An 18,727-nucleotide genomic window follows, 5' to 3' on the forward strand; every position below is an offset into this window, starting at 1 on the left:
CGTCGCTCATTTCCCGACTGAACGGCGCTCGTGTGTGCTGTTCCGGCATGCACGAAAGGCACTCTGTCATGTGGACGCAACCGCTTGATCCGACTGGCAACCTCGCTCTCTCAGCGGGGCTCGCCGCCGTTCCGGTGATCTTCTTCCTGGTCGCACTGGTCGGTTTCAAGATGAAGGGCACGACAGCTGCGGCCATCGCCGCTGTGCTCGCCGTCATCGTCGCCTTCATCGGCTTCGGCATGCCGGCGTCGGCCATCGGCGGTGCCGCGCTTGACGGTGTGCTCAACGGCCTGTGGCCGATCGGCTACATCATTCTGATGGCGGTGTGGCTGTACAAGCTCGCCGTGCGCAGCGGCAAGTTCGATGTGATTCGCAACAGCATCTCGGGCATCGCTGCCGACCAGCGCATCCAGGTGCTGCTGATCGCCTTCTGCTTCGGTGCGTTCCTCGAAGGTGCGGCCGGCTTCGGCGTGCCGATCACCATCTGTGCCGCCCTGCTGCTGACGCTGGGCTTTCCCGGGCTGAAGGCTGCGGTGCTCGCCCTCATCTCGAACGCCGCAGCAGGTGCCTTCGGCGCCATCGGCATCCCCGTGATCATCGCCGCACGCCAGGGCGACGTCCCGATCCCCGAGCTGTCGGGCATGATGGTGCTGGTCGGTCAGCTGCCGACGATCATCATCCCGTTCCTGCTGGTCGCCATTCTCGACGGCTTCCGCGGCATCCGCGAGGTGCTGCCCGCCCTGATCACCGTGGTCGTCGCGTTCAGCGGTTCTCAGGCTGTACTGCTGCTCGTGCTCGGACAGCCCGACCTGGCCGACATCATCCCGTCGATCGTGGCTCTCGCCGCCCTCGCCGTGCTGTCGCGCTTCTGGAAGCCGAAGCGCACCTTCCGCATGCCCGGTGCTCCCGAACCGGTCAGCGAGCACTACACCCCGCGTCAGCTGGTCAGCGCCTGGTCGCCCTTCCTGTTTCTGACCGTGCTCATCCTGATCTGGAGCGCCCCCTTCTTCGCAAACCTCTTCGATCGTTCGAAGGGCGGTGCGCTCTCCGCGCTGAGCCTGCTGGTTTCGATTCCCGGTCTCGACGGCCAGGTCACGGCTGCGGGTGCGGATGCCCCGATGACAGCGGTGTGGACGTGGTCGCCGATCGGCGCCGCCGGCACCGCCATCCTGGTGTCGGTGCTGCTCACCGCGCTGACCAGCAGCGCACTCACATGGAAGCAGGTCGGCGAAGAGTTCGTCGCCTCGGTCAAGATGCTCTGGCAGCCGATCCTCTTGATCCTGCTCATCATGATCGTCGCCTACATCGCGAACTTCTCTGGCGGCTCGACGACCATCGGCCATGCGCTGGCGAGCGTCGGCGCGCTGTTCCCGCTGCTCTCACCGGTCATCGGCTGGCTGGGCGTGTTCATCACGGGCTCGGTCGTCAACAACAACACGCTCTTCGCCCACCTGCAGTCGGTGACCGCGACCGAGATCGGCACCAATCCCACCCTGCTGGTCTCGGCCAACGTGGCCGGTGGTGGCATCGGCAAAATCGTCTCGCCGCAGTCGATCGCCGTCTCGTCGGCGGCCGTCGGCCTGGCCGGCAAGGAGTCGGCGATCATGCGCGCCGCTCTCCCCTACAGCCTCGGACTGCTCGTCGTGCTGTCACTGTGGGTCTTCGCCCTCTCGGCGATGCTTGGCTGATCTCGCTCCGCTCGCGACGGCTGAGGTCTGGCTGCGCGGTCTGCCAGCGCGAGTGGTGCTGCAGATTCCGCACTGATTTAGGATGGGATCCGTGTTCGGGGCTCCGAGCACGGATCCCATGATCGAGGACTGCCATGTTCACCGCGCCGCTTGCCAGTCTGCTGGCGACGCTCGCACACACCCTCATCGTGCTCGTCTCGGCCATCGTCATCTCGCTGCGTCGGCCGCCGCAGACGGCCATCGCATGGGTGCTCGCGATCATGTTCATTCCCGTGGTCGGAGTGATCGCATTCCTCACGATCGGTATCGGGCGCCTGCCTCGCTGGCGGCAGCGTCGTCAGATCGAGATCAACTCGGCGCTCGCCGCGCGTGACGAGGTCACCGCACACCGCACCGTCCCGGAGTCGCCAGAGTGGATGCCCTCTGCGGTTCGCCTCAACGAACGGCTGACCGCGCTGCCCATGGTGGGTGACAACACGCTGCAGCTGATCGATTCGTACCAGGGGTCGCTGCAGGCCATGATCGACGACATCGATGCGGCGACCGAGTACGTGCACGTGGAGTTCTACATCTTGGTGCACGACGCATCGACAGCGCCCTTCTTCGAGGCGCTGCGACGTGCTCGACATCGCGGCGTGACCGTGCGCGCCCTCTCAGATCACCTCTCGGGTCTCGGCTATCCGGGTCGTCGCGCGACGAAGCGGATGCTCTCAGAGATGGGCGCGCAGTGGCACGCGATGCTGCCGCTGCGGCCCTGGCGCGGGCAGTGGCAGCGGCCAGACATGCGCAACCATCGCAAGATCGTCACCATTGACGGCAAGGTGGCCTACACCGGTTCGCAGAACCTGATCGACGACAGCTATCTGAAGCCGAAGAACCTGCGACGAGGGCTGCACTGGCAGGAGCTGATGGTCCGTGTCGAGGGTCCGCTCGTCGGCGAGCTCGACGCCGTCTTCATGTCCGACTGGTTCAGCGAATCAGGCGAACGGCTCACCCCGATGGCTCCTTCGCCCGCCGCCGAGCCTCGCACAGGCATACCGACGGTGTTCGGAGCCGATGCGCAGGTCGTGCCCAGCGGGCCCAGCTTCGCCAGCGACAACTCGCTCAAGCTGTTCGTGCTGCTCATTCAGAACGCCCGGCATCGCATCAGCATCACCAGCCCCTACTTCGTGCCTGACGAGGCGACCCTGCTCGCGCTGCTCACCGCTGCCGCGCGCGGGGTGGACGTCGAGCTCTTCGTCTCTGAGATCGGTGATCAGGCGTTCGTGTACTACGCACAGCGCTCGTACTACGAGGCCCTGCTCAACGTCGGCGTCTCGATCTATCTGTACCGCTCGCCGACGGTCCTGCATTCCAAGCACTTCTCCATCGACGACGAGGTCGCCGTGATCGGCTCCAGCAACATGGACATCCGCTCTTTCAGTCTGAATATGGAGATCTCAGTGCTGGTGCGAGACGCCGACTTCGTTGATCAGCTGCGCGCAGTCGAAGCCGACTGTCGCACCAACAGCATCCGTCTCAATGTCTCCGACTGGCGGCGTCGCCCCACACGCGAGAAGGCGAAAGAGGGCATTGCCCGGCTCACGGCCCAGCTCCAGTAGCCTGCGGTCGTGATCGCGACGCCGGACGGCCCCTCGGCCTGTCGACCGTCGCCGTGCGCCTCGCATCAGATCGACCGTCCCACTCTTGCACTTTTCGATATATCGGTATATATTTCTGATCATCTAGATCGCGATATATCGCGATAGTCATAAAGGAGAACATCGTGAGACACGAACATCACAATCATCATCACCATCACGAGCCCGGCTTCGGTGGCCCCGGCTTCGGCGGCCCCGGCTTCGACGGATGCGGCCATGACGGCGGCTTCGGCGACCGCGGCCACAGACGGTCACACGACAGAGGTCCAGGCGCTGGCGGTCCCGGCTTTGGTGGACCGGACTTCGGTGGACCGGGCTTCGGTGGACCGGGCTTCGGAGGTCCAGGCTTCGACCCGCGTGGCGGCTTCGGACACGGCGGGCGCGGCCGTGCACGCCGGGGCGACACCCGACTGGCGATTCTGTCGCTGCTGAACGACGAGCCGGCGAACGGCTACGGCATCATCAAACGCATCGCCGAGCGCACTGACGACAGCTGGCGCCCCAGCCCCGGGTCGATCTACCCCACGCTGCAGCAGCTGACCGAAGAGGGGCTCATCACCGCAAGCGGAGAGAACGGCGCCCACGAACTCACCGCCGCAGGCGCCAAATACGTCGGCGAACACGCCGAGCAGATCGCGCACATCTGGGACGCCCGGCCTCAGCGCGGCGAGCACGGAGGACTGCGCGAAGCGGCCCATGCGCTCATGACCGTCATCGGCGACTTCCGTCACTCGACGCAGCAGCAGCGAGACGCGGCGATCGACGAGCTCAAGCGCACTCGCAAAGCGCTCTTCCGCATCCTGGCCTCTGACGACGAGGCGCATGGGCAGGCCGAGGAGAACACCGACACGAAGTAGAATTCGGTGCTATGACCTCTGCCAGCGACTCCAGCGACCGCCGATATCCGGCACAGCACCACAGTATCCTCGATGACGTCGTCGGCATCGGCAGTGGTGTGTTCGCCGCGTCGCTCGGGCTGTACCTGCTGCACTCGGCGGGCGTGGTCACCGGCGGCACGGCGGGGCTCTCGCTGCTGCTGGCCTACGCCACGCCGGTTCCCTTCGGTGTGCTGTTCATGGTGGTCAACCTGCCGTTCTTCGTGCTGGCGGTGCGACAGCGCGGATGGAACTTCACCATCCGCACGGTCATCGCGGTCGCTGCCGTGTCGGCGCTCACTCCCCTGCACCCGGCGATGCTCGGAACGCTGGCAGAGAATCCCGTCTACGGGGCGGTCGCCGGAAACCTGCTCGCCGGCATCGGCCTGCTGATCCTCTTTCGGCATCACGCGAGTCTCGGCGGGTTCAACATCATGGCCCTGATCATTCAGGATCGATGGGGATGGCGCGCCGGCTACGTGCAGATGGCGTTGGACGTGATCATCGTGGCCGCCTCGTTCTCCGTCACCTCGCCGATGAACGTGCTGCTCTCGGCCATCGGTGCGGTGATCATGAACCTGGTCATCGCGCTCAACCATCGCCCAGGACGCTACCTCGGGTTCTGACCTTCGAGCCGGCGAAGCCTGGCATCTGCGCGGTATGTCACAAGACCGGCCTCACTCCAGATTCGGCGTCACGTCCGTCAGCCCAAGGCGCGTCGCGTGATCGAGGGCAAGAGACCGCAGGTAGACCTGCACGTCCTCGATCGAGCCGCGATAGTGACTGCCAAGACTGAAAGCAATCGTGCCGATCAAGGCCGTCCATGCGCTGATGACCGCAAACACCTCAGCGGCAGAGAGTCCGTCGGCGATGTCAGCACCGCCCCTCGCTCCACCGACGTGCTGCCGCACCCAGCCCCGAATACGCTCCAGGTCTTCCTCTGCGATCAGCGGCCCGACTGTGCCACTGTTCGCGGCGGAAGTCCACCCCAGGGGCGTCTCGCTCATCCCCGTGCTGCTGTGGCCATCGAGATAGACATTCAACAGCACGCGCACCACCTGCCCTGCTGGCTCGACCGTCGAATCCGGCGCGGCGTATCCAATGACTGGCGTGCCGTATATCAGGTAGAACCGCTGGATATGTCTCTGCGACCATGCAGAGGCTGCCTCCCAAACCGCGATCCAGCGCTGTCGTGCAGACCCGCCCGAATGCTGCACTTCGGCGTCAGCGTCGTTCATACTCTGCGCCAGATCACTGTAGGCACGCTCGATGAGCTCGGTGAGCAGATCATCGCGCCCGTCGAAGTATCGATACAGAGCCCCCACCGTGACGCGCAGCTCTCGCGCGATGCCACGCATCGACAGCTGAGACGGGCTTACCGTGGCAAGCTGATGCTCCGCAACGCGAAGGATTCTCAGCCGAACAGCGTCGTGCTCATTGCTCTGCACTCGTCGCTCCGGGGCGTCTCCGATTCTCGAGGCTTCTTCACCCCGCCGCACAGTCATCATGGGTCTCCATTCTCAGAACAGTGATTTGCCGTTGCGCTTGTGAACAGTGTTCACTATAGTCATCACTATGAGTGAACACTGTTCACGGTGCAGGTTCTCTCACCCTGGTGAGCCGTGCCCCAGACGGGAGCCACCCATGTCAACTTCTCTCATCATCGGCGCCGGAGCACTTGGCCGCTCCACCGCCGAGCACCTGCTGAACGCGGGTCACGACGTCGTCGTGGCCACACGTCGCCCACTGCCCGACACTGATCCACTCGTCATTGGCGGGGCACGGTCGATCGCCTGCGACATTACGACTCCCGAGGCGCTGGCAGCCGTACGCACCCTGCGGCTGTCGGCGATCGTGGCCTGTTGCAACTGGCCGTACCCGCAATGGTCGCGGATGTGGCCGAGGGCCACCCAGCAGCTCATCGCGATCGCGGCACAGCATGACGCATCGCTGACAGTCGCAGGCAACCTGTACCCTTATGCACTCGGCTCCTCTCCGCTCGGCGAGACCTCAAAGATCGACCCACCGTCTGCGCTGGGACGAGTGCGTGCAGAAGTCTGGGAGACGCTCTTCGACGCTCATAAGCAGGGCAGGATACGGGCGACGGAGATCCGCGGCTCCGACTACCTCGGAGCAGGAGCCGGAGCTGGGGCCCACGCCGGCGACCGGCTGGTCGTTCCGGTGCTCTCCGGGGCGGCCGCACATCCAATCGGAGATCCTGACCAGCCACACACGTGGACCGCGATCAGGGACTTCGGGCGCCTGCTGGCGCGGGCGGTGCAAGACGAACACATGTGGGGCCGCGTCTGGCATGTGCCCAGCGCTCCGGCCTGCGCAATCAGAGACGTCGCTCAGGCGCTGCTCGACGCAGATGTGCGTCTGAACGGTCAGGCAGCACAGACGCACCCGAGACTCCAGCCGATTCCAGGCTGGCTGCTGACCGCTCTCGGTCTCTTCTCACCGATGATGCGTCAGCTGGGCACAGTCGCCTATCAGTTCACCGAGCCGTTCGTCCTCGATGACTCTGCGGCACGGAACGAGCTCGGCGAGCAGGAGACCCCGTGGGCTGAGACCATCGAGGACATGGTCCGCGACTTCCACACCCGGCGGTCAGTCTCACTCCGCTGATCGCAATCCGTCCGCACGATCGGGCGCCACCGCGCGCTTGGAGACGAACATGTCTGCTACGTCGGGCTGATGACGCGCACGACTGACACGATGATGGCTGAGCGATTCAGCGATTCAGCTCCTCACCGGTTCAGCCAGAGGCTGTAGAACGACGGCCGCCCCACCGATTCCGTGTCGAACCCCTGTACCGCAGAGCTCGTCCCATAGACCAGGGGCTCTTCGTAGATGGGCAGCACATATGCCTGCTCGGTGACATAGTCCTGCACGGCTTCGCTCGCACGCTGACGCTCTTCGGCGCTCGGCCGGCTGGCCACGGCGTGCAGCAGCTCCTCGAGATGCGGGTCGCCGTACGATCCGTCGGTCTTGTCCAGGTTCAGAAAGACGTTGCGATTGTCGCCCGAGTACTGGCTCTTGATGACGTCGTAGTCGGCTCGCCCGACCATCTGGTGATAGACCTGCACCGTGTCCTGGTCGAGAGCGGCGGCGTTCTGCGCCGCCTGATCGCCTTGGAAGAGCCTCACCTCGACGCCCACCTCTTTGAGCTGCTCCTGCAGGATCGTGACCAGCTCCTTCGATCTCGGCAGCGGGATGGCGTGATTGACGGTGAGGGTCAGCCGTTCACCGTCCTTGGTGCGAATGCCGTCATCACCGACGTGCCATCCGGCTTCGTCCAGCAGATCACGTGCCCGCTGTCGGTCGTAGCGGTAGGCGGCCGATTCGTCTTTGTAGCCGAGTGCGCTCTTCGCCAGCGGCGAGGTGGCCAGCGGATAGCTCGCCGTGTAGAGCTGATCGAGTATCTGCTGCCGGTCGACACCCGCGATGAGCGCCTGCCGCACTCGGATGTCGCTGAGCCGTCGATCTCTGAACCGGAACTGCAGCGCGTTGTCGATGCCGTTCGTGCTGGCGACGTGCAGACTCTGTCCTGCGCCGGTGACCTGCGCCTCATCCGGCGGATCGATCTGGCGGGCAACGTCAGCCTGACCGGCGACGAGCGTGCCCACCCGAATGCTGCTCTCAGGTGTCACGACCACCTTCACCGCATCGATGCGAGCTCTGCCCTGATGCGCGAGCGACGGCGGCGCCCAGTCGTACCCTTCACGAGCCGTGAGCGTGTACTCCGTGTTCAGCTGCTCGTCGGTGACGACGAACGGGCCGCTGCCGACGATCTGCTTCGCCTGCCCGGGCGCGAAGCCCTCGGAGTCGCGATCGAGGGTGGCGTTCGACAGCAGGCCGGAGTTGATGGTCGACGTCGCCTGAGCGAACCCCGGGGCAGGTGCCGAGAAGTGGAAGCGAACGGTGTGTTCGTCGACGGCCTCGGCATGGTCATAGTTGTTCAATGCCTCCGAGACGGTCAGCTTGCGCTGCTTGTCCCCCTTGCCGTAGAGGTCGAAGTTCTTGACGACGTTGGCGGCGTCGAGCGGCGTGCCGTCCGAGTAGGTCACCCCTTCGCGCAGCCTGAACGTGTACTCGGTTGCGTCCGCGTTCACAGCGGGCAGTGCACTCGCGATCCAGGGCTCGAGCTCCAGCGTCTCGGGGTTCTGATAAAGCAGCCGGTCGGTGAGGTTGTTGACGATGCTGCCGTTCGGGTAGAAGCCGGCTGCGGGCGGGTAGAGCCCGCTGAAGGCCTGCGGCTCGAGATAGGTGACCGTGCCGCCTGACTTGGGCTCGCCCACTGCCTGTGCTGATTGGTCGGCGGCAGAGCATCCTGCGAGCAGTGTGGATGCCGTGGCCGCCGAGAGAACCACGGCAAGCAGTCGATTCCTCCGTTGTGGTCGCATGATTGATCCTCCTGAGGTCGCTGACATGACTGCATCAGTAAGCCATCTCATCCCGCTCGGGCACATCTTTCGGCGTCACTGGAGGTAACGATCGCTCAGGTGCACCGGCTCGCATGGGACTCGGCCGGCCGGTATGGCGAGCCGAGGCACGAGACGCCGGCGCACCATCCGGCCCCTGTCGCACGAACGCACTAGGCTGGGCACACGACGGCATCGTCCGATGTGGTCACGGCAATCGAGGAGGCATCAATGGCAAAGCTCAAAGATCAGGCGCTCGAGACCAAAGGCGAAGTCAAAGGCAGAGTCAAGGGCGGTTCGAAGGTCTTCGGCTTCGTGGCCGGCGCCGCACAGCTCGCACTGGCCGCCTATGCCGGCTCGGATCTCGTGAAGCGTCCCGAGTCGCAGATCAACGGCCCGAAGGCACTCTGGGCCGGTGCGCTCGCGATCAACTGGGTCGGTCCGACCGCTTATCTGCTGCTGGGCCGCAAAGAGACCTTCGACCAGGTCAAGGGCTTCGTCGACGGGCTGCAGAAGCGGGCATGACCGAACAGCTGGGTCGTGACCCTCAGGGGCGCCTGGACGAGGCGTGGGATGAGGCGCAGCTGCCGCGATACAACCTCGCGGTGATCGGGGCGACCGGTGCCGGCAAGAGCACGCTGATCAACGCCGTCTTCGGCGAGGACCTGGCGGCTACCGGCGTCGGCGCTCCGGTCACGCAGCAGGTCTCGCTGTACACGAACGACGAAGGCACTCTCGGCCTCTACGACTTCAAAGGAGTCGAGAGCTTCGATCAGCTGCGCGATGTGGTGCGTTCGTTCAAGAAGACCTATGCCGAGCGTGCGAAGGCCGGCGAGCCCATCCACGGCATCTGGTTCTGCATCAAGGCGGCCGATCGACGCTTCGATCAGACTCAGCGACGCCTCGTCGAAGATCTTGCGGCTCTCGACGTCCCCGTGTTCCTCGTGATCACGCAGACACCATGGAAGGCCGGCATCGGCTTTCCTCCCGACGTGCAGCATTTCGTCGACTATCTCACGTCGCTGCGGCTGCCCATCGAAACGGGCAGGCCGGTGCCGATCGCCGCAGTGGACGACCCGTTCTCCGGCACACAGGCCTTCGGCCTCGAGCATCTTGTGGAGGTGTCCCTCGAAGCGGCCCCAAAAGGCGTGAGCGCGGCGCTGGCCGCGGCACAAAGCGTCAGCATCGCCGTCAAGCACGGCGCCGCGCGTAAGGTCATCGCTCTGGCGTCGACGACCGCCACGGGGATCGGTGCGATTCCCATTCCCGTCGCAGATGCGGTGCCGCTGATGGCCGTGCAGGTGGGTATGCTGCGCAGGATCGCCTCGATCTACGGCATCTCGCTGACCAAGCAGGCGACGGTCGCGCTGGTCGCTCAGCTGACCAGTGCCCTTGCCGGCAAGACACTCGCCACGAGCCTGCTGAAGCTCGTGCCGGGCGCCGGGTGGGTGATCACCGGCGCGGTCGCCGGCGGCGTCACGACTGCGCTTGGCTACGCATGGCTCAGGCTCTGCGAGAATCATCTGGCCGGCGACCTCGACATCTTCGACTATCTGCAGTCGAACCGACTTGCGGCGCTGCTGCTCGAGCTGGCCGCCCAGAACCTCCAGGGGCGCGTCCACCGACGCCGATGAGGTGCACTGACCCCGTCGCCCTCCGCTGCCGGGCATCGCGCGCAGGCACGCACTGACCGTGGAATCAGCCCGTCAGTGACGGTGGTGTCCGGTGGTGGTCTCGGTGAAAGAGACCACTTGTTGGTTCCTCGGTACGACGGCCTCTGAGGTCAGGTAGACAGCAGCAGCCGAGGCAGCCGAGGTCAGCGCCCGTTCGACCGTCACGGCCGAGTCGATGACGCCCGCCTCGAAGAGGTCGCACCAGCGTCCGGCAGAGGCCTCGTACCCGAGTCGCCACGAGTCACCCGAGTCTTCAGTCGAGCTGTGCCTTGCCTCCCGCAGCAGCTCCATCTGCCGCCGAGCGATCGAGGCTCCGTCTCGCCCGGCGTTCTCTGCGATCGTGCGCAGCGGCACGAGCAGCACATCGGCGAACTCCTGGGCGAACGCATCGACTTCGCATGCCTGCAGGGCCTCTGCGGCCGCAGCGAGCGTGGCTCCGCCACCGGCCACGCAACCGCTGCGCAGAGCTGAGAGCGCCGAGTGCAGTGCGTCGTCGACTCGGAGCCGACGCTCTGAGCGCTCCCACTGCGTCTGCCCGCCGACCCGCAGCGTGATGGTTCGTCCAGCGAGTCGAGCCAGCCGCAGGTGCAGCTGCTCGGCGTCGAACGGATCGACCGCCAGCGCAAGCGCCCTGCGCAGCCGGTCGACTCGGGCGAGCAGAAGCTGTGGATCTGCCGCTCCCCCTGAGAACGTCGTCGTGCCGGCCGAAGCGCTCGTCGCACCGAGCTGCACCTGTCGCGCCGCATCGCGGACGACGACCTGTCGGGCGCTGCCCAAGTCGTCGGCACGACACCGGCGCACAGGGAGCTCAGGCCCGCCGAGCAGCGTGGCGCCGACCGACACGGCGAGGTCCTCAAGCAGGTCCGAACGTCGGATCCCGCTGCTCGGCGCGATCAGAGGCAGAGCGAACAGCCCCGCCTGCCTGCTGTTCGTCAGCAGCATGGCCCGGGCGTCCGCGCTGAACTCGTGCGCTACGACGACCAGCGCCCGACCTGACTCGTGGGCCACGCGGGCCGGGGCGATCAGCTCCTCGCCGCTCGTGATCTCGGCGTCGACCACCACGATGAGCGGTTCATCGGCGATCAGCAGACCGTGCGGTGATCGGGCCGAGCCCGCCGGCGACGAAAATCGCTCATCGACGAGACGGGCGTCCAGAGCCATCGCCGAAGACTCTTCGACATCGATGAGCGACGAGGCTCCGCCGCTTCCGCCCAATGTCCCTTCCTGCACCGTCACCACGCCGAGCTTCCCCGCGCGGTCGACCGCTGCCGCGATGGTCGCGCCGACCTCCCGGTCTCCGGCGGCCAGCGCCGCGATCTCGGCCACGGCGTCCGTCGAACGAACCGTGTCCGCATGACGGGCGACGAGGCCGGCAGCGCGATCCGCCAGGCCTCGAAGACGCGCAGCCACCGTCTGACGATCATCTCCGCTCGCGATGTGGCGCAGGCCCAAGGCGATGAACGCCTCGGCGAGAACGGTCGCAGTGGTGGTGCCGTCTCCCGCCGCCGAATCGGCCGCGCTCGAGGCGGTGCAGATCAGCTGGGCGCCCATGTCTGCGATCGGGTCGTCGAGGCGGATGCTGCGGGCGATTGTCGCACCGTCGTTGGTCGTGATGACACGGCCGTCTGGCAGACCGATCACGACGTTGCGTCCGGCAGGGCCGAGCGTGACGCCGACCAGACGGCTGAGCGTACGCACACCGACCAGCATGCGGTCACGAGCTGCGTCGCCATGCAGAATGCCGCCCTCATCGATCGTGACCGTCATGGTGCCCTTCTTCTGCTCGCAGTCTCGGCTCGGAATCAGCCGTTGCGGCGCTCGAACGCCTGCCGGTCGGCATGATCGAGACTGATCTCTTGCGCCTCTCGCAGCGCATGGTCGACGTCTTCGCCGGCCCGCAGCGGACGCTGCTCGAAGACGCCTTCATGAGCGACCACGGGCCGGCGGTCGCCCGCGATCTCGGGAAAGCGTTCGGTCAGACGCTCGCGGCGCAGTGCCTGTGCGCGCCACCGATCGACGGTCTCGCGGTCACCGCGGTCTGCGGCCGTCCACGTCTGCGGCAGCTCACCCTCGCCCAGACCGGCCGAACAGCTGCCGCCGACCGTCGGCGTCGAGATCAGCCGGGCGCCGGCAGCGCCGCACGTCGGGCACAGCGGGTCGGTGGCCGTCTGTTCGTCGACGACCGCCTCGAAGCCGTGCCCGTTCGCGCAGCGAAAGTCGTACAGAATCATCAGCTGTAGAAGCCGCCCTCGGGGGCGAGCCGCAGCTGCTTGCGCTGCTCCGGGTCGTGGCCGAAGATCAGCTCAGCCTGTGTGCGATCGGCGATGCCGCGCAGCTTCTCGACCGACTCCAGCCACTTCACGCTGTCCCAGACGATACCGGCACCGATGGCGGGCGGCCCGTAGCTCTCGCCGAGGTACACGGCGTCCGACGTGAAGATCTTCGTGCCGTCATTCGGCAGATCGACGCGCAGGGACATCGTGCCCCATGTGTGACCGGGGGTGAAGATGACCGAGACACCCGGCCAGATCTCCTGGTCTCCTGAGACGGCCTCCATCTTGACGCCGTCGTAGTCAGAGACCAGGTGCGCCCCGGCGAAGACGCCGTCGATTGCGAAGGCACCGGCGATCTCGTCGGAGTTCGCGATGATCCGCGTGCGCTCCGGGTTGAAGAGCTTCGTGTTGGATGCGTGGTCGAAGTGCAGGTGTGAGAGAACCAGCACGTCGATGTCGTCCGGGGTCAGACCGAGGTCGGCGAGCGCGCTGTCGAGGTAGCCGGGGCCCTCGGGATCTTCCTTCACCGGGAAGAACTCCTCGAAGCCGGTGGGCTTCCACCGTGTCTCCCAGTCACGAGGAACACCGGTGTCCCAGAGCAGTCGCCCCTCTGGATGCTCGACCAGCACCGCATGCGTGGGGCAGTCATCCCACCGGGGCTTCTGGTCTTTGTGATGTCGATCGACGATGGTGCTGCCTGCTTTGAGCAGCAGCCAGGTGTAGTCACATTCCATCACTCCGGTGGAGAGAATGTGCACCTTCATCTCTTGAGTCATAACAACCGCCTTTGCCTGTTGTGACGAGCTCGATCAGCTCGAACTTCGAAACATTGTCACGCACCCCAGAGACAGCCAGCAATGTGCGAGCTGACATAATCCGGGCGTCTGCATGTCGCAGGGGCCGTCGGTCTCTGCTTCCCTTCCCGACTGTCGTTCGGGCTGCTCACCGATGATCGGAGCGACGTTCACGTTCTGGTCACTCCCCTGTGACATGCTGGAGATATGTCCACACAGTCGATTTCCCACAGCCCAGATCCTGCCTCCGTCGACCTGCCGTCGACTCCGGAGCGCCAGCTGGGTCAGGTGCGCGAGCTCATCGAGGAGTGCGGCATCACCGATGATGCCGATCTGGTCGAACGCATCGTCATTGAGGGCCTCGGTCTCGGTGAAGACGGCGCCGATCGACTGAATCTGAAGATCGCTTCGAGTGCGATCTCAGAGATGAGGCAGGCGTTTCAGCTGTTCGCGCGCTTCGACGGGCGCCCCAAGGTCACAGTCTTCGGGTCTGCGCGCACCAAACCCGACGACGTCGTCTACCAGATGGCTCGTGACGTCGCAGAACGGCTGGCGGCGATGAACTGGCTCGTCGTCACCGGAGCAGGCCCTGGCATCATGCAGGCGGCCACCGAGGGAGCCGGACCGGAGAGCTCGATCGGTGTGGCCATCCGGCTGCCGTTCGAATCGCCCAACCCGACTTTCACCGACGAGACCAATCTGGTCAGCATGAAGTACTTCTTCACGCGAAAGCTCATGCTGGTCAAAGAGTCGCAGGGGTTCGTGTGCATCCCTGGCGGGTTCGGCACGCTCGACGAGCTCTTCGAGCTGTTGACTCTGCAGCAGACAGGCAAGTCGGTGCCCACCCCGATCGTGCTGCTCGACCGTCCTGCCGAGGGCGTTCCGACGGAAGCCGTGTCTGCGCACGCGAGCCGCGCCCGAAATCGAGCCGGCTATGATCCTGCCGCCGACGAGGCTCCTCCACGCCCGATCGGCGGCTTCTGGAGCGGCCTTCGCCGTTTCGTCGACGATCAGCTCATTCCGTCTGGAGTGGTTTCGCCAGACGATCTCGACCGCGTGATGATCACCGACTCGGTCGACGAGGCCGTGCACGAGATCGCACATTTCTGGAACAACTACGACTCGCTGCGCTGGGTGGGCAGCCGCCTGATCCTCCGGCTGCGCAACGCTCCGACAGACGACGAGATCGCCGACCTCAACCGGCGATTCTCGTATCTGACCCCCGATGCGGCCATCTGCCGCACCGAACCGCTGCGGCCCGAAACGCGCGATCACGACAAGGTCGATCTGCCTCGTCTCATGCTCACGCCGGACTCACGTCAGATCGGCCATCTGTTCCAGCTGATACGAGCGATCAACGACCTGCCCAGTGCTCCGCGCGAGTGAGATGAACCTGTTTGGCTCCCCCGATGCGAGCGAAGCGTCGCGGCTGGCACGTCAGCACGATCACCTGCGCCGTACCGCCGAGCTGGCTGAGCACCGCGTTCAGCATCTCCAGTCGCTCCGGATCGGCGAAGCCGAGCGTGTCGTCAAGCACGACGGGTGCGCCGTCGTCTGACGAGACCAGCTGAGCGCAGGCGAGTCTGCCGATGAGTGCCAGCTGCTCTCGAGCGCCGGCTGACAGCGAGTCGAACGGGATGGTGCGCCCGTTGAGGGTTCTCGATGCGATCTGCAGCGTCGGGCTGACCTCGACGGCGAAGTCGCGTCCGAAGACGCTGCGCCCCAGCCGTTCGATCTGACGTCGGAACGGAGCCACGTAGCGCTGCTGGGCCTCGTCGCGGTGCCGCAGCAGCGTCTCGCGCAGTGTCGACACCGCCTGTGCGGCGCGGTTGGTTCGCGCCACTTGCTCGTGCGCCGTCACGAGATCGGTGCACACCACCTGCAGGCGATCGTAGATGCCCTCCCCCGCCAGCAGTTTGAGCCGCCCCTGCAGCTCGTCGCGCTGAGTGCGCACGTCTTCGAGCTCGGCGGTGGTGCTCTGCACCAGCCGCCGCGCATTCTCGACCTGCAGCTCGATCTTCTCTGCGTCGGCATTCTGCAGGCGTCGTTTCGCCTGTTCGACGCCTTCGGCAGCCGACTGCAGAGAGCCCTCTGCCTGATCCACGAGCTCTTTGAGAGCGACGTCGCCGAGTGACTGTCGGTCGTTGTCGATTCTGACGGTCAGCCGTTCGCATTCGGCAAGCGCCGCCTTGTAGGCCTCGGCCGCTCGCACCGCCGCAGTGGCGGCCTCCGTCAGCCGCTCGCGCGCACGTTCGTTCGCCTGCTGCGCGAGGGCGACCTCATGCTCGGTGTCGTCGAGTCGATCACGGGCATCCGACGATCGCGATTCGAGCACGGACAGACCGGCCGAGTCGCGTCGGCCCGGCTCTGCAGCTTCGTCTGGCTCGCGCGGCTCGTCATCGCTGTGCAGGCGAGCTCGCAGGGTTTCGACGCGGGCTCGCAGTTCGGCGATCGCTTCCGGAACGTCGTCGTCGACCTCGAGCAGCGCCCGCAGCTCGGTCTCGGCCCGCTGCCGCTCAGCGTCCGCCGTGCGACGCAGTTCGGCAGACTGCTCGGCGTCTTCGAAGGTGGCGACTCCGTCTCTGCTCAACGCACGTTCGAGGGCTGACTGCGCGTGCTGCACGTCGGCATCGAGTTCGCTGGTCTTGGCCGCAGGTGCGACGTCGACGCGCACGACTCCCTCGACCTCGATGCGCACGTGGTCGTGCACGGCGACCTCACGAACAGCGCCGGCGTCGAGGGCGCTGCCGTCAAGCACAACCGCATCGCCGCCGAGACGCGTGGCCGTGACCTGCGCAGCAGCCGCGTCTCGCATTCGCGTCGCCACGTGCACTTCGGTCTGCAGTTTCGTCAGGCGTCTGAGCTTCTTGTCATCGATATGCTGCACCCGCAGCACGGCTTCGGCCGCACGGAGCTGTGCCTCTGACGCGGTGGCGCGCTCCAGCTGAGCGCCGAGCCGATTCAGCTCGTCATGGTCGCGCCGCCGGCTCAGTTCGTGTTCGCAGCGGCGTGCCCGTTCGCGGGCGTCTGCCAGAGCCGTCGTCGCCGAGGCGACCCGTTCGGCCGTCTGCCGGGCATGCGTCTGCGCATCGGTCTGACTCAGCTCCAGTCGTTCCGCCTCGACTCGCTGTGTCTCTGCCTGCTGTTTCAGATCCTCGAGCTCATCGTTCAGCGCACGTCTTGCCTGCAGCTGGTCGCGCAGTGCGCCCAGCCGCTGCTGTGCGCTCTCGTGCTCCCGCTCTGCCGAGGCCAGCCCTTCTTGCAGCACACGCAGCTCGGCGCTGCTGCGGGTCAGAGCGGCGACGTCTGTGCGTGCCTGCTCCAGACGCTCTGCGGTGTCGGCGGCCAGACGCCGGCAGACGGCATGGGCATCAGCGGCCTCGTCCATCTCGCGGCTGCGATCCCGCAGATCTCTGTACTGCCGGGCCAGGTCGGCCAGCTGCTGGCGAGCGTCTCTGACCGCTCTGACCGGGCGCCCGGTGGCGGTGAAGTACTGTGTGTACTCGCTTTCGACCCGAGCGAGCAGCTCGTCATACCCGTCGAAGTCGTCTGCCGAGGTCTCAAGCGCCGTCTGCAGAGCCGGCAGCTGTGCCAGTTCCGGCTGGTCGAGCGAGTCGCCCTGCTGCACTTCCAGGGCGTGCAGCAGCCCCATGTCGACGGTCTCTCGCAGAATCTGCACGAAACGATCGTGCGCGTCATCGCCCGAGAGCGACTCGCCTTTGGGCGCGGTCACGGCCAGCTCGGTGATCGGCTGCACCAGCCACCGTTTGCGCATCGTCAGCGTGTACGGGCCGGTCTGCATATCGATGGCGACTTCGGGCCCGGCATCGCGCCCCACGGGCTGCACGTTCCTGATCGAGCGATGCCTCGAGCTCGATTTGTACTCGCGCACCAGGTGCAAGGCCTCGAGCACCGACGACTTGCCGACCTCGTTCGGCCCCTCCACCACAGTGACGCCTGCCCCGAACGCGATCGTGCGATGACTGATGCCGCGAAAGTCGGTGAGTTCGATCTGGGTGAGTCTCATCGCGCGCCTCCGGTCAGCCGATACAGCAGTGAGAGCGCGTCCTGTGCGGTCCTGGCCCCCGATGCCTGCTCCCCGCCGACGTTCTCTCCGTCGGCAGCTTCGAGCGCTGCCCGCACGGCCTGGTCGAATTCGGGATCGGACTCTTCTGCCACGTTCCCGTTCGCCGTCTCACCATCGTTCTCGCGCTCGACGTCGCGCTCGACCGCCACGCTGGTGCGCGCGTCTGCGGCAGAAGTGTCCTCGGCCCGACCGATCAGCTCGGTCAGCGCCGCCGAGGCGAAGCCGGTCAGATGCAGGTCTGAGAAGTCGCCGTCGTCCGGTCGTACGACCAGATCGCTGTGGCTCTCCCAGATCTTGATCAGCGCGAACAGATCGCAGAACTCGTCGATCAGTGCGTCAAGACGAGCGCGCAACGAGGTCGAGAGCGTGCCCTGCAGCATCAGCCAGACGCCGGTTCGAGCCTTGTCCGGAATCCGTTCGAGGCGCCCGCGCAGCCGTGCGAGATCGTCGGCATCCTGCAGCGTCTCGGCGACCGTCTCAAACCGCCACGCGCCCACGTGCACGCGTTCGACCTGCACGCGTTCCGACAGATCTGCGTCTGGGTCGACGTCGACGACCAAGACGTTCCCCGGATCGACCTCGCGACGAGCCGTCACCTCAGGCGTGCCCGGATACCAGATGCCCGTGCCGACCTCTGCGGTGGCATGTCGGTCGCCCAAGACGGCGACGTGCACCATCCCCGCGGTGATGAGCGCGCCGAGGGCACCGTCGTCGATCGTCGCCGGGTCGGTCGCATCCGGGTTCAGCGTCGCGACCGCCCCGTGCCCGGCCACGACCCGGGTCACGCCGGATGCCGGGGGCACCAGATCGGCGCAGGCTGCCGCGACGAGGTCGGCATCGGGGCGTTTCGAGAACCAGGGCGCTCCGACGAGCTCGACGTCGGCCGCCACGGCCACCGGAGCGCTGTCGCGAATGACGTGCACATGTTCGGGCCGCCGTGCCGTGAACTCCTCCGCGTCGTAGATGGAAGCGGAGTCGAGCGGGTCATGGTTGCCCGGAAGCAGGTAGATCGGCACGGTGGAGTCGCGCAGCGCCTCGAAGGTGCGCGCGATCACCGACCGATCGAGCTGGTTCGTCTCGAAGACGTCGCCGCACACCACGACGAACTGCGCCTTTCGCTCGGCCGCGAGGCGGGTGATGCGCTGCAGCACGTCGAAACGCGCCTGGGCGAATCTGGGCCGCGCCTCGGGCTCGAGAAAGCCTGCGGTCATGCCGAGCTGCCAGTCTGCCGTGGCGAGGAATCTCATGCTGGCAGTTTAACGACTGTGCCCGT

15 protein-coding genes are annotated in these 18,727 nt (G+C 66.0%); 8 read left to right on the plus strand and 7 right to left on the minus strand.

Annotated elements, in window-relative coordinates:
• The first annotated feature begins 68 nt into the window (after nt 1-68).
• The 4 genes from F8O06_RS08295 to F8O06_RS08310 all read left to right on the plus strand — a co-directional run bounded on the left by F8O06_RS08295 (nt 69) and on the right by F8O06_RS08310 (nt 4,829).
• Entirely contained in the window at nt 69-1,688 is a 1,620-nt protein-coding gene (locus tag F8O06_RS08295; protein WP_158037668.1) for an L-lactate permease, read from the plus strand.
• Between the two features lie 134 nt (nt 1,689-1,822).
• A complete protein-coding gene (gene cls, locus F8O06_RS08300) occupies nt 1,823-3,289 on the plus strand; it encodes a cardiolipin synthase (protein WP_158037667.1) in 1,467 nt (488 codons plus the stop codon).
• 164 nt (nt 3,290-3,453) lie between these two features.
• Nucleotides 3,454-4,185, plus strand: coding sequence for a PadR family transcriptional regulator (locus tag F8O06_RS08305; RefSeq protein WP_225733390.1), 732 nt, complete (start codon nt 3,454-3,456; stop codon nt 4,183-4,185).
• An 11-nt stretch (nt 4,186-4,196) separates the two neighbouring features.
• Nucleotides 4,197-4,829 (plus strand): YitT family protein, encoded by a 633-nt coding sequence (locus F8O06_RS08310; protein WP_158037665.1) that lies wholly within the window; start codon nt 4,197-4,199, stop codon nt 4,827-4,829.
• Nucleotides 4,830-4,880: 51 nt separating this feature from the next.
• Here F8O06_RS08310 and F8O06_RS08315 read toward each other — a convergent pair whose 3' ends face one another.
• Nucleotides 4,881-5,711, minus strand: a complete 831-nt coding sequence (locus F8O06_RS08315) for a TetR/AcrR family transcriptional regulator (RefSeq protein WP_158037664.1) — start codon at nt 5,709-5,711, stop codon at nt 4,881-4,883.
• Nucleotides 5,712-5,847: 136 nt separating this feature from the next.
• Here F8O06_RS08315 and F8O06_RS08320 point away from each other — a divergent pair, with 136 nt between their 5' ends.
• Entirely contained in the window at nt 5,848-6,831 is a 984-nt protein-coding gene (locus F8O06_RS08320; protein WP_158037663.1) for an NAD-dependent epimerase/dehydratase family protein, read from the plus strand.
• Between the two features lie 122 nt (nt 6,832-6,953).
• Here F8O06_RS08320 and F8O06_RS08325 read toward each other — a convergent pair whose 3' ends face one another.
• The gene (locus F8O06_RS08325; protein WP_158037662.1) at nt 6,954-8,609 is read right to left on the minus strand and encodes a TIGR04028 family ABC transporter substrate-binding protein; all 1,656 of its coding nucleotides are present in this window, start codon (nt 8,607-8,609) and stop codon (nt 6,954-6,956) included.
• 249 nt (nt 8,610-8,858) lie between these two features.
• Between F8O06_RS08325 and F8O06_RS08330 the strand changes: the two genes are divergently transcribed.
• On the plus strand, nt 8,859-9,152 hold the full coding sequence (locus F8O06_RS08330; RefSeq protein WP_158037661.1) for a PLDc N-terminal domain-containing protein: 294 nt from the start codon (nt 8,859-8,861) through the stop codon (nt 9,150-9,152).
• Nucleotides 9,149-10,261, plus strand: a complete 1,113-nt coding sequence (locus F8O06_RS08335; protein WP_158037660.1) for a YcjF family protein — start codon at nt 9,149-9,151, stop codon at nt 10,259-10,261. The genes F8O06_RS08330 and F8O06_RS08335 overlap by 4 nt, the downstream gene beginning before the upstream one ends.
• 72 nt (nt 10,262-10,333) lie before the next feature.
• Here F8O06_RS08335 and F8O06_RS08340 read toward each other — a convergent pair whose 3' ends face one another.
• From F8O06_RS08340 to F8O06_RS08350, 3 genes are read right to left on the minus strand one after another with little or no spacing between them, the layout of a single operon-like run.
• Entirely contained in the window at nt 10,334-12,067 is a 1,734-nt protein-coding gene (locus F8O06_RS08340) for a TCP-1/cpn60 chaperonin family protein (protein WP_158037659.1), read from the minus strand.
• Between the two features lie 35 nt (nt 12,068-12,102).
• Entirely contained in the window at nt 12,103-12,531 is a 429-nt protein-coding gene (locus F8O06_RS08345) for a zinc ribbon domain-containing protein (protein WP_158037658.1), read from the minus strand.
• Nucleotides 12,531-13,349: an N-acyl homoserine lactonase family protein gene (locus F8O06_RS08350; RefSeq protein ID WP_158037657.1), complete on the minus strand. Its 819-nt coding sequence runs from the start codon at nt 13,347-13,349 to the stop codon at nt 12,531-12,533. The genes F8O06_RS08345 and F8O06_RS08350 overlap by 1 nt, the downstream gene beginning before the upstream one ends.
• Nucleotides 13,350-13,574: 225 nt before the next feature.
• Between F8O06_RS08350 and F8O06_RS08355 the strand changes: the two genes are divergently transcribed.
• Nucleotides 13,575-14,753, plus strand: a complete 1,179-nt coding sequence (locus tag F8O06_RS08355) for an LOG family protein (protein WP_158037656.1) — start codon at nt 13,575-13,577, stop codon at nt 14,751-14,753.
• Here the strand turns inward: F8O06_RS08355 and F8O06_RS08360 are convergent.
• A complete protein-coding gene (locus tag F8O06_RS08360) occupies nt 14,722-17,394 on the minus strand; it encodes an AAA family ATPase (RefSeq protein WP_158037655.1) in 2,673 nt (890 codons plus the stop codon). The two genes, F8O06_RS08355 and F8O06_RS08360, sit on opposite strands and share 32 nt — an antisense overlap.
• On the minus strand, nt 17,391-18,701 hold the full coding sequence (locus F8O06_RS08365) for a metallophosphoesterase family protein (protein WP_158037654.1): 1,311 nt from the start codon (nt 18,699-18,701) through the stop codon (nt 17,391-17,393). Before F8O06_RS08365 ends, F8O06_RS08360 begins: the two co-directional genes overlap by 4 nt.
• Between the last annotated feature and the right edge of the window lie 26 nt (nt 18,702-18,727).

The sequence above is a fragment of the Pseudoclavibacter sp. CFCC 14310 genome (assembly GCF_008831165.1).
In the GTDB taxonomy this organism is placed as follows: domain Bacteria; phylum Actinomycetota; class Actinomycetes; order Actinomycetales; family Microbacteriaceae; genus Pseudoclavibacter_A.

Excerpts from the sequence above, each read along its gene's own strand:
- F8O06_RS08295 (WP_158037668.1), top strand. The coding sequence starts at position 69 with ATGTGGACGCAACCGCTTGATCCGACTGGCAACCTCGCTCTCTCAGCG.
- cls (WP_158037667.1), top strand. The coding sequence starts at position 1,823 with ATGTTCACCGCGCCGCTTGCCAGTCTGCTGGCGACGCTCGCACACACC.
- F8O06_RS08310 (WP_158037665.1), top strand. The coding sequence starts at position 4,197 with ATGACCTCTGCCAGCGACTCCAGCGACCGCCGATATCCGGCACAGCAC.
- F8O06_RS08315 (WP_158037664.1), bottom strand. The coding sequence starts at position 5,711 with ATGATGACTGTGCGGCGGGGTGAAGAAGCCTCGAGAATCGGAGACGCC.
- F8O06_RS08320 (WP_158037663.1), top strand. The coding sequence starts at position 5,848 with ATGTCAACTTCTCTCATCATCGGCGCCGGAGCACTTGGCCGCTCCACC.
- F8O06_RS08325 (WP_158037662.1), bottom strand. The coding sequence starts at position 8,609 with ATGCGACCACAACGGAGGAATCGACTGCTTGCCGTGGTTCTCTCGGCG.
- F8O06_RS08330 (WP_158037661.1), top strand. The coding sequence starts at position 8,859 with ATGGCAAAGCTCAAAGATCAGGCGCTCGAGACCAAAGGCGAAGTCAAA.
- F8O06_RS08335 (WP_158037660.1), top strand. The coding sequence starts at position 9,149 with ATGACCGAACAGCTGGGTCGTGACCCTCAGGGGCGCCTGGACGAGGCG.
- F8O06_RS08340 (WP_158037659.1), bottom strand. The coding sequence starts at position 12,067 with ATGACGGTCACGATCGATGAGGGCGGCATTCTGCATGGCGACGCAGCT.
- F8O06_RS08345 (WP_158037658.1), bottom strand. The coding sequence starts at position 12,531 with ATGATTCTGTACGACTTTCGCTGCGCGAACGGGCACGGCTTCGAGGCG.
- F8O06_RS08350 (WP_158037657.1), bottom strand. The coding sequence starts at position 13,349 with ATGACTCAAGAGATGAAGGTGCACATTCTCTCCACCGGAGTGATGGAA.
- F8O06_RS08355 (WP_158037656.1), top strand. The coding sequence starts at position 13,575 with ATGTCCACACAGTCGATTTCCCACAGCCCAGATCCTGCCTCCGTCGAC.
- F8O06_RS08360 (WP_158037655.1), bottom strand. The coding sequence starts at position 17,394 with ATGAGACTCACCCAGATCGAACTCACCGACTTTCGCGGCATCAGTCAT.
- F8O06_RS08365 (WP_158037654.1), bottom strand. The coding sequence starts at position 18,701 with ATGAGATTCCTCGCCACGGCAGACTGGCAGCTCGGCATGACCGCAGGC.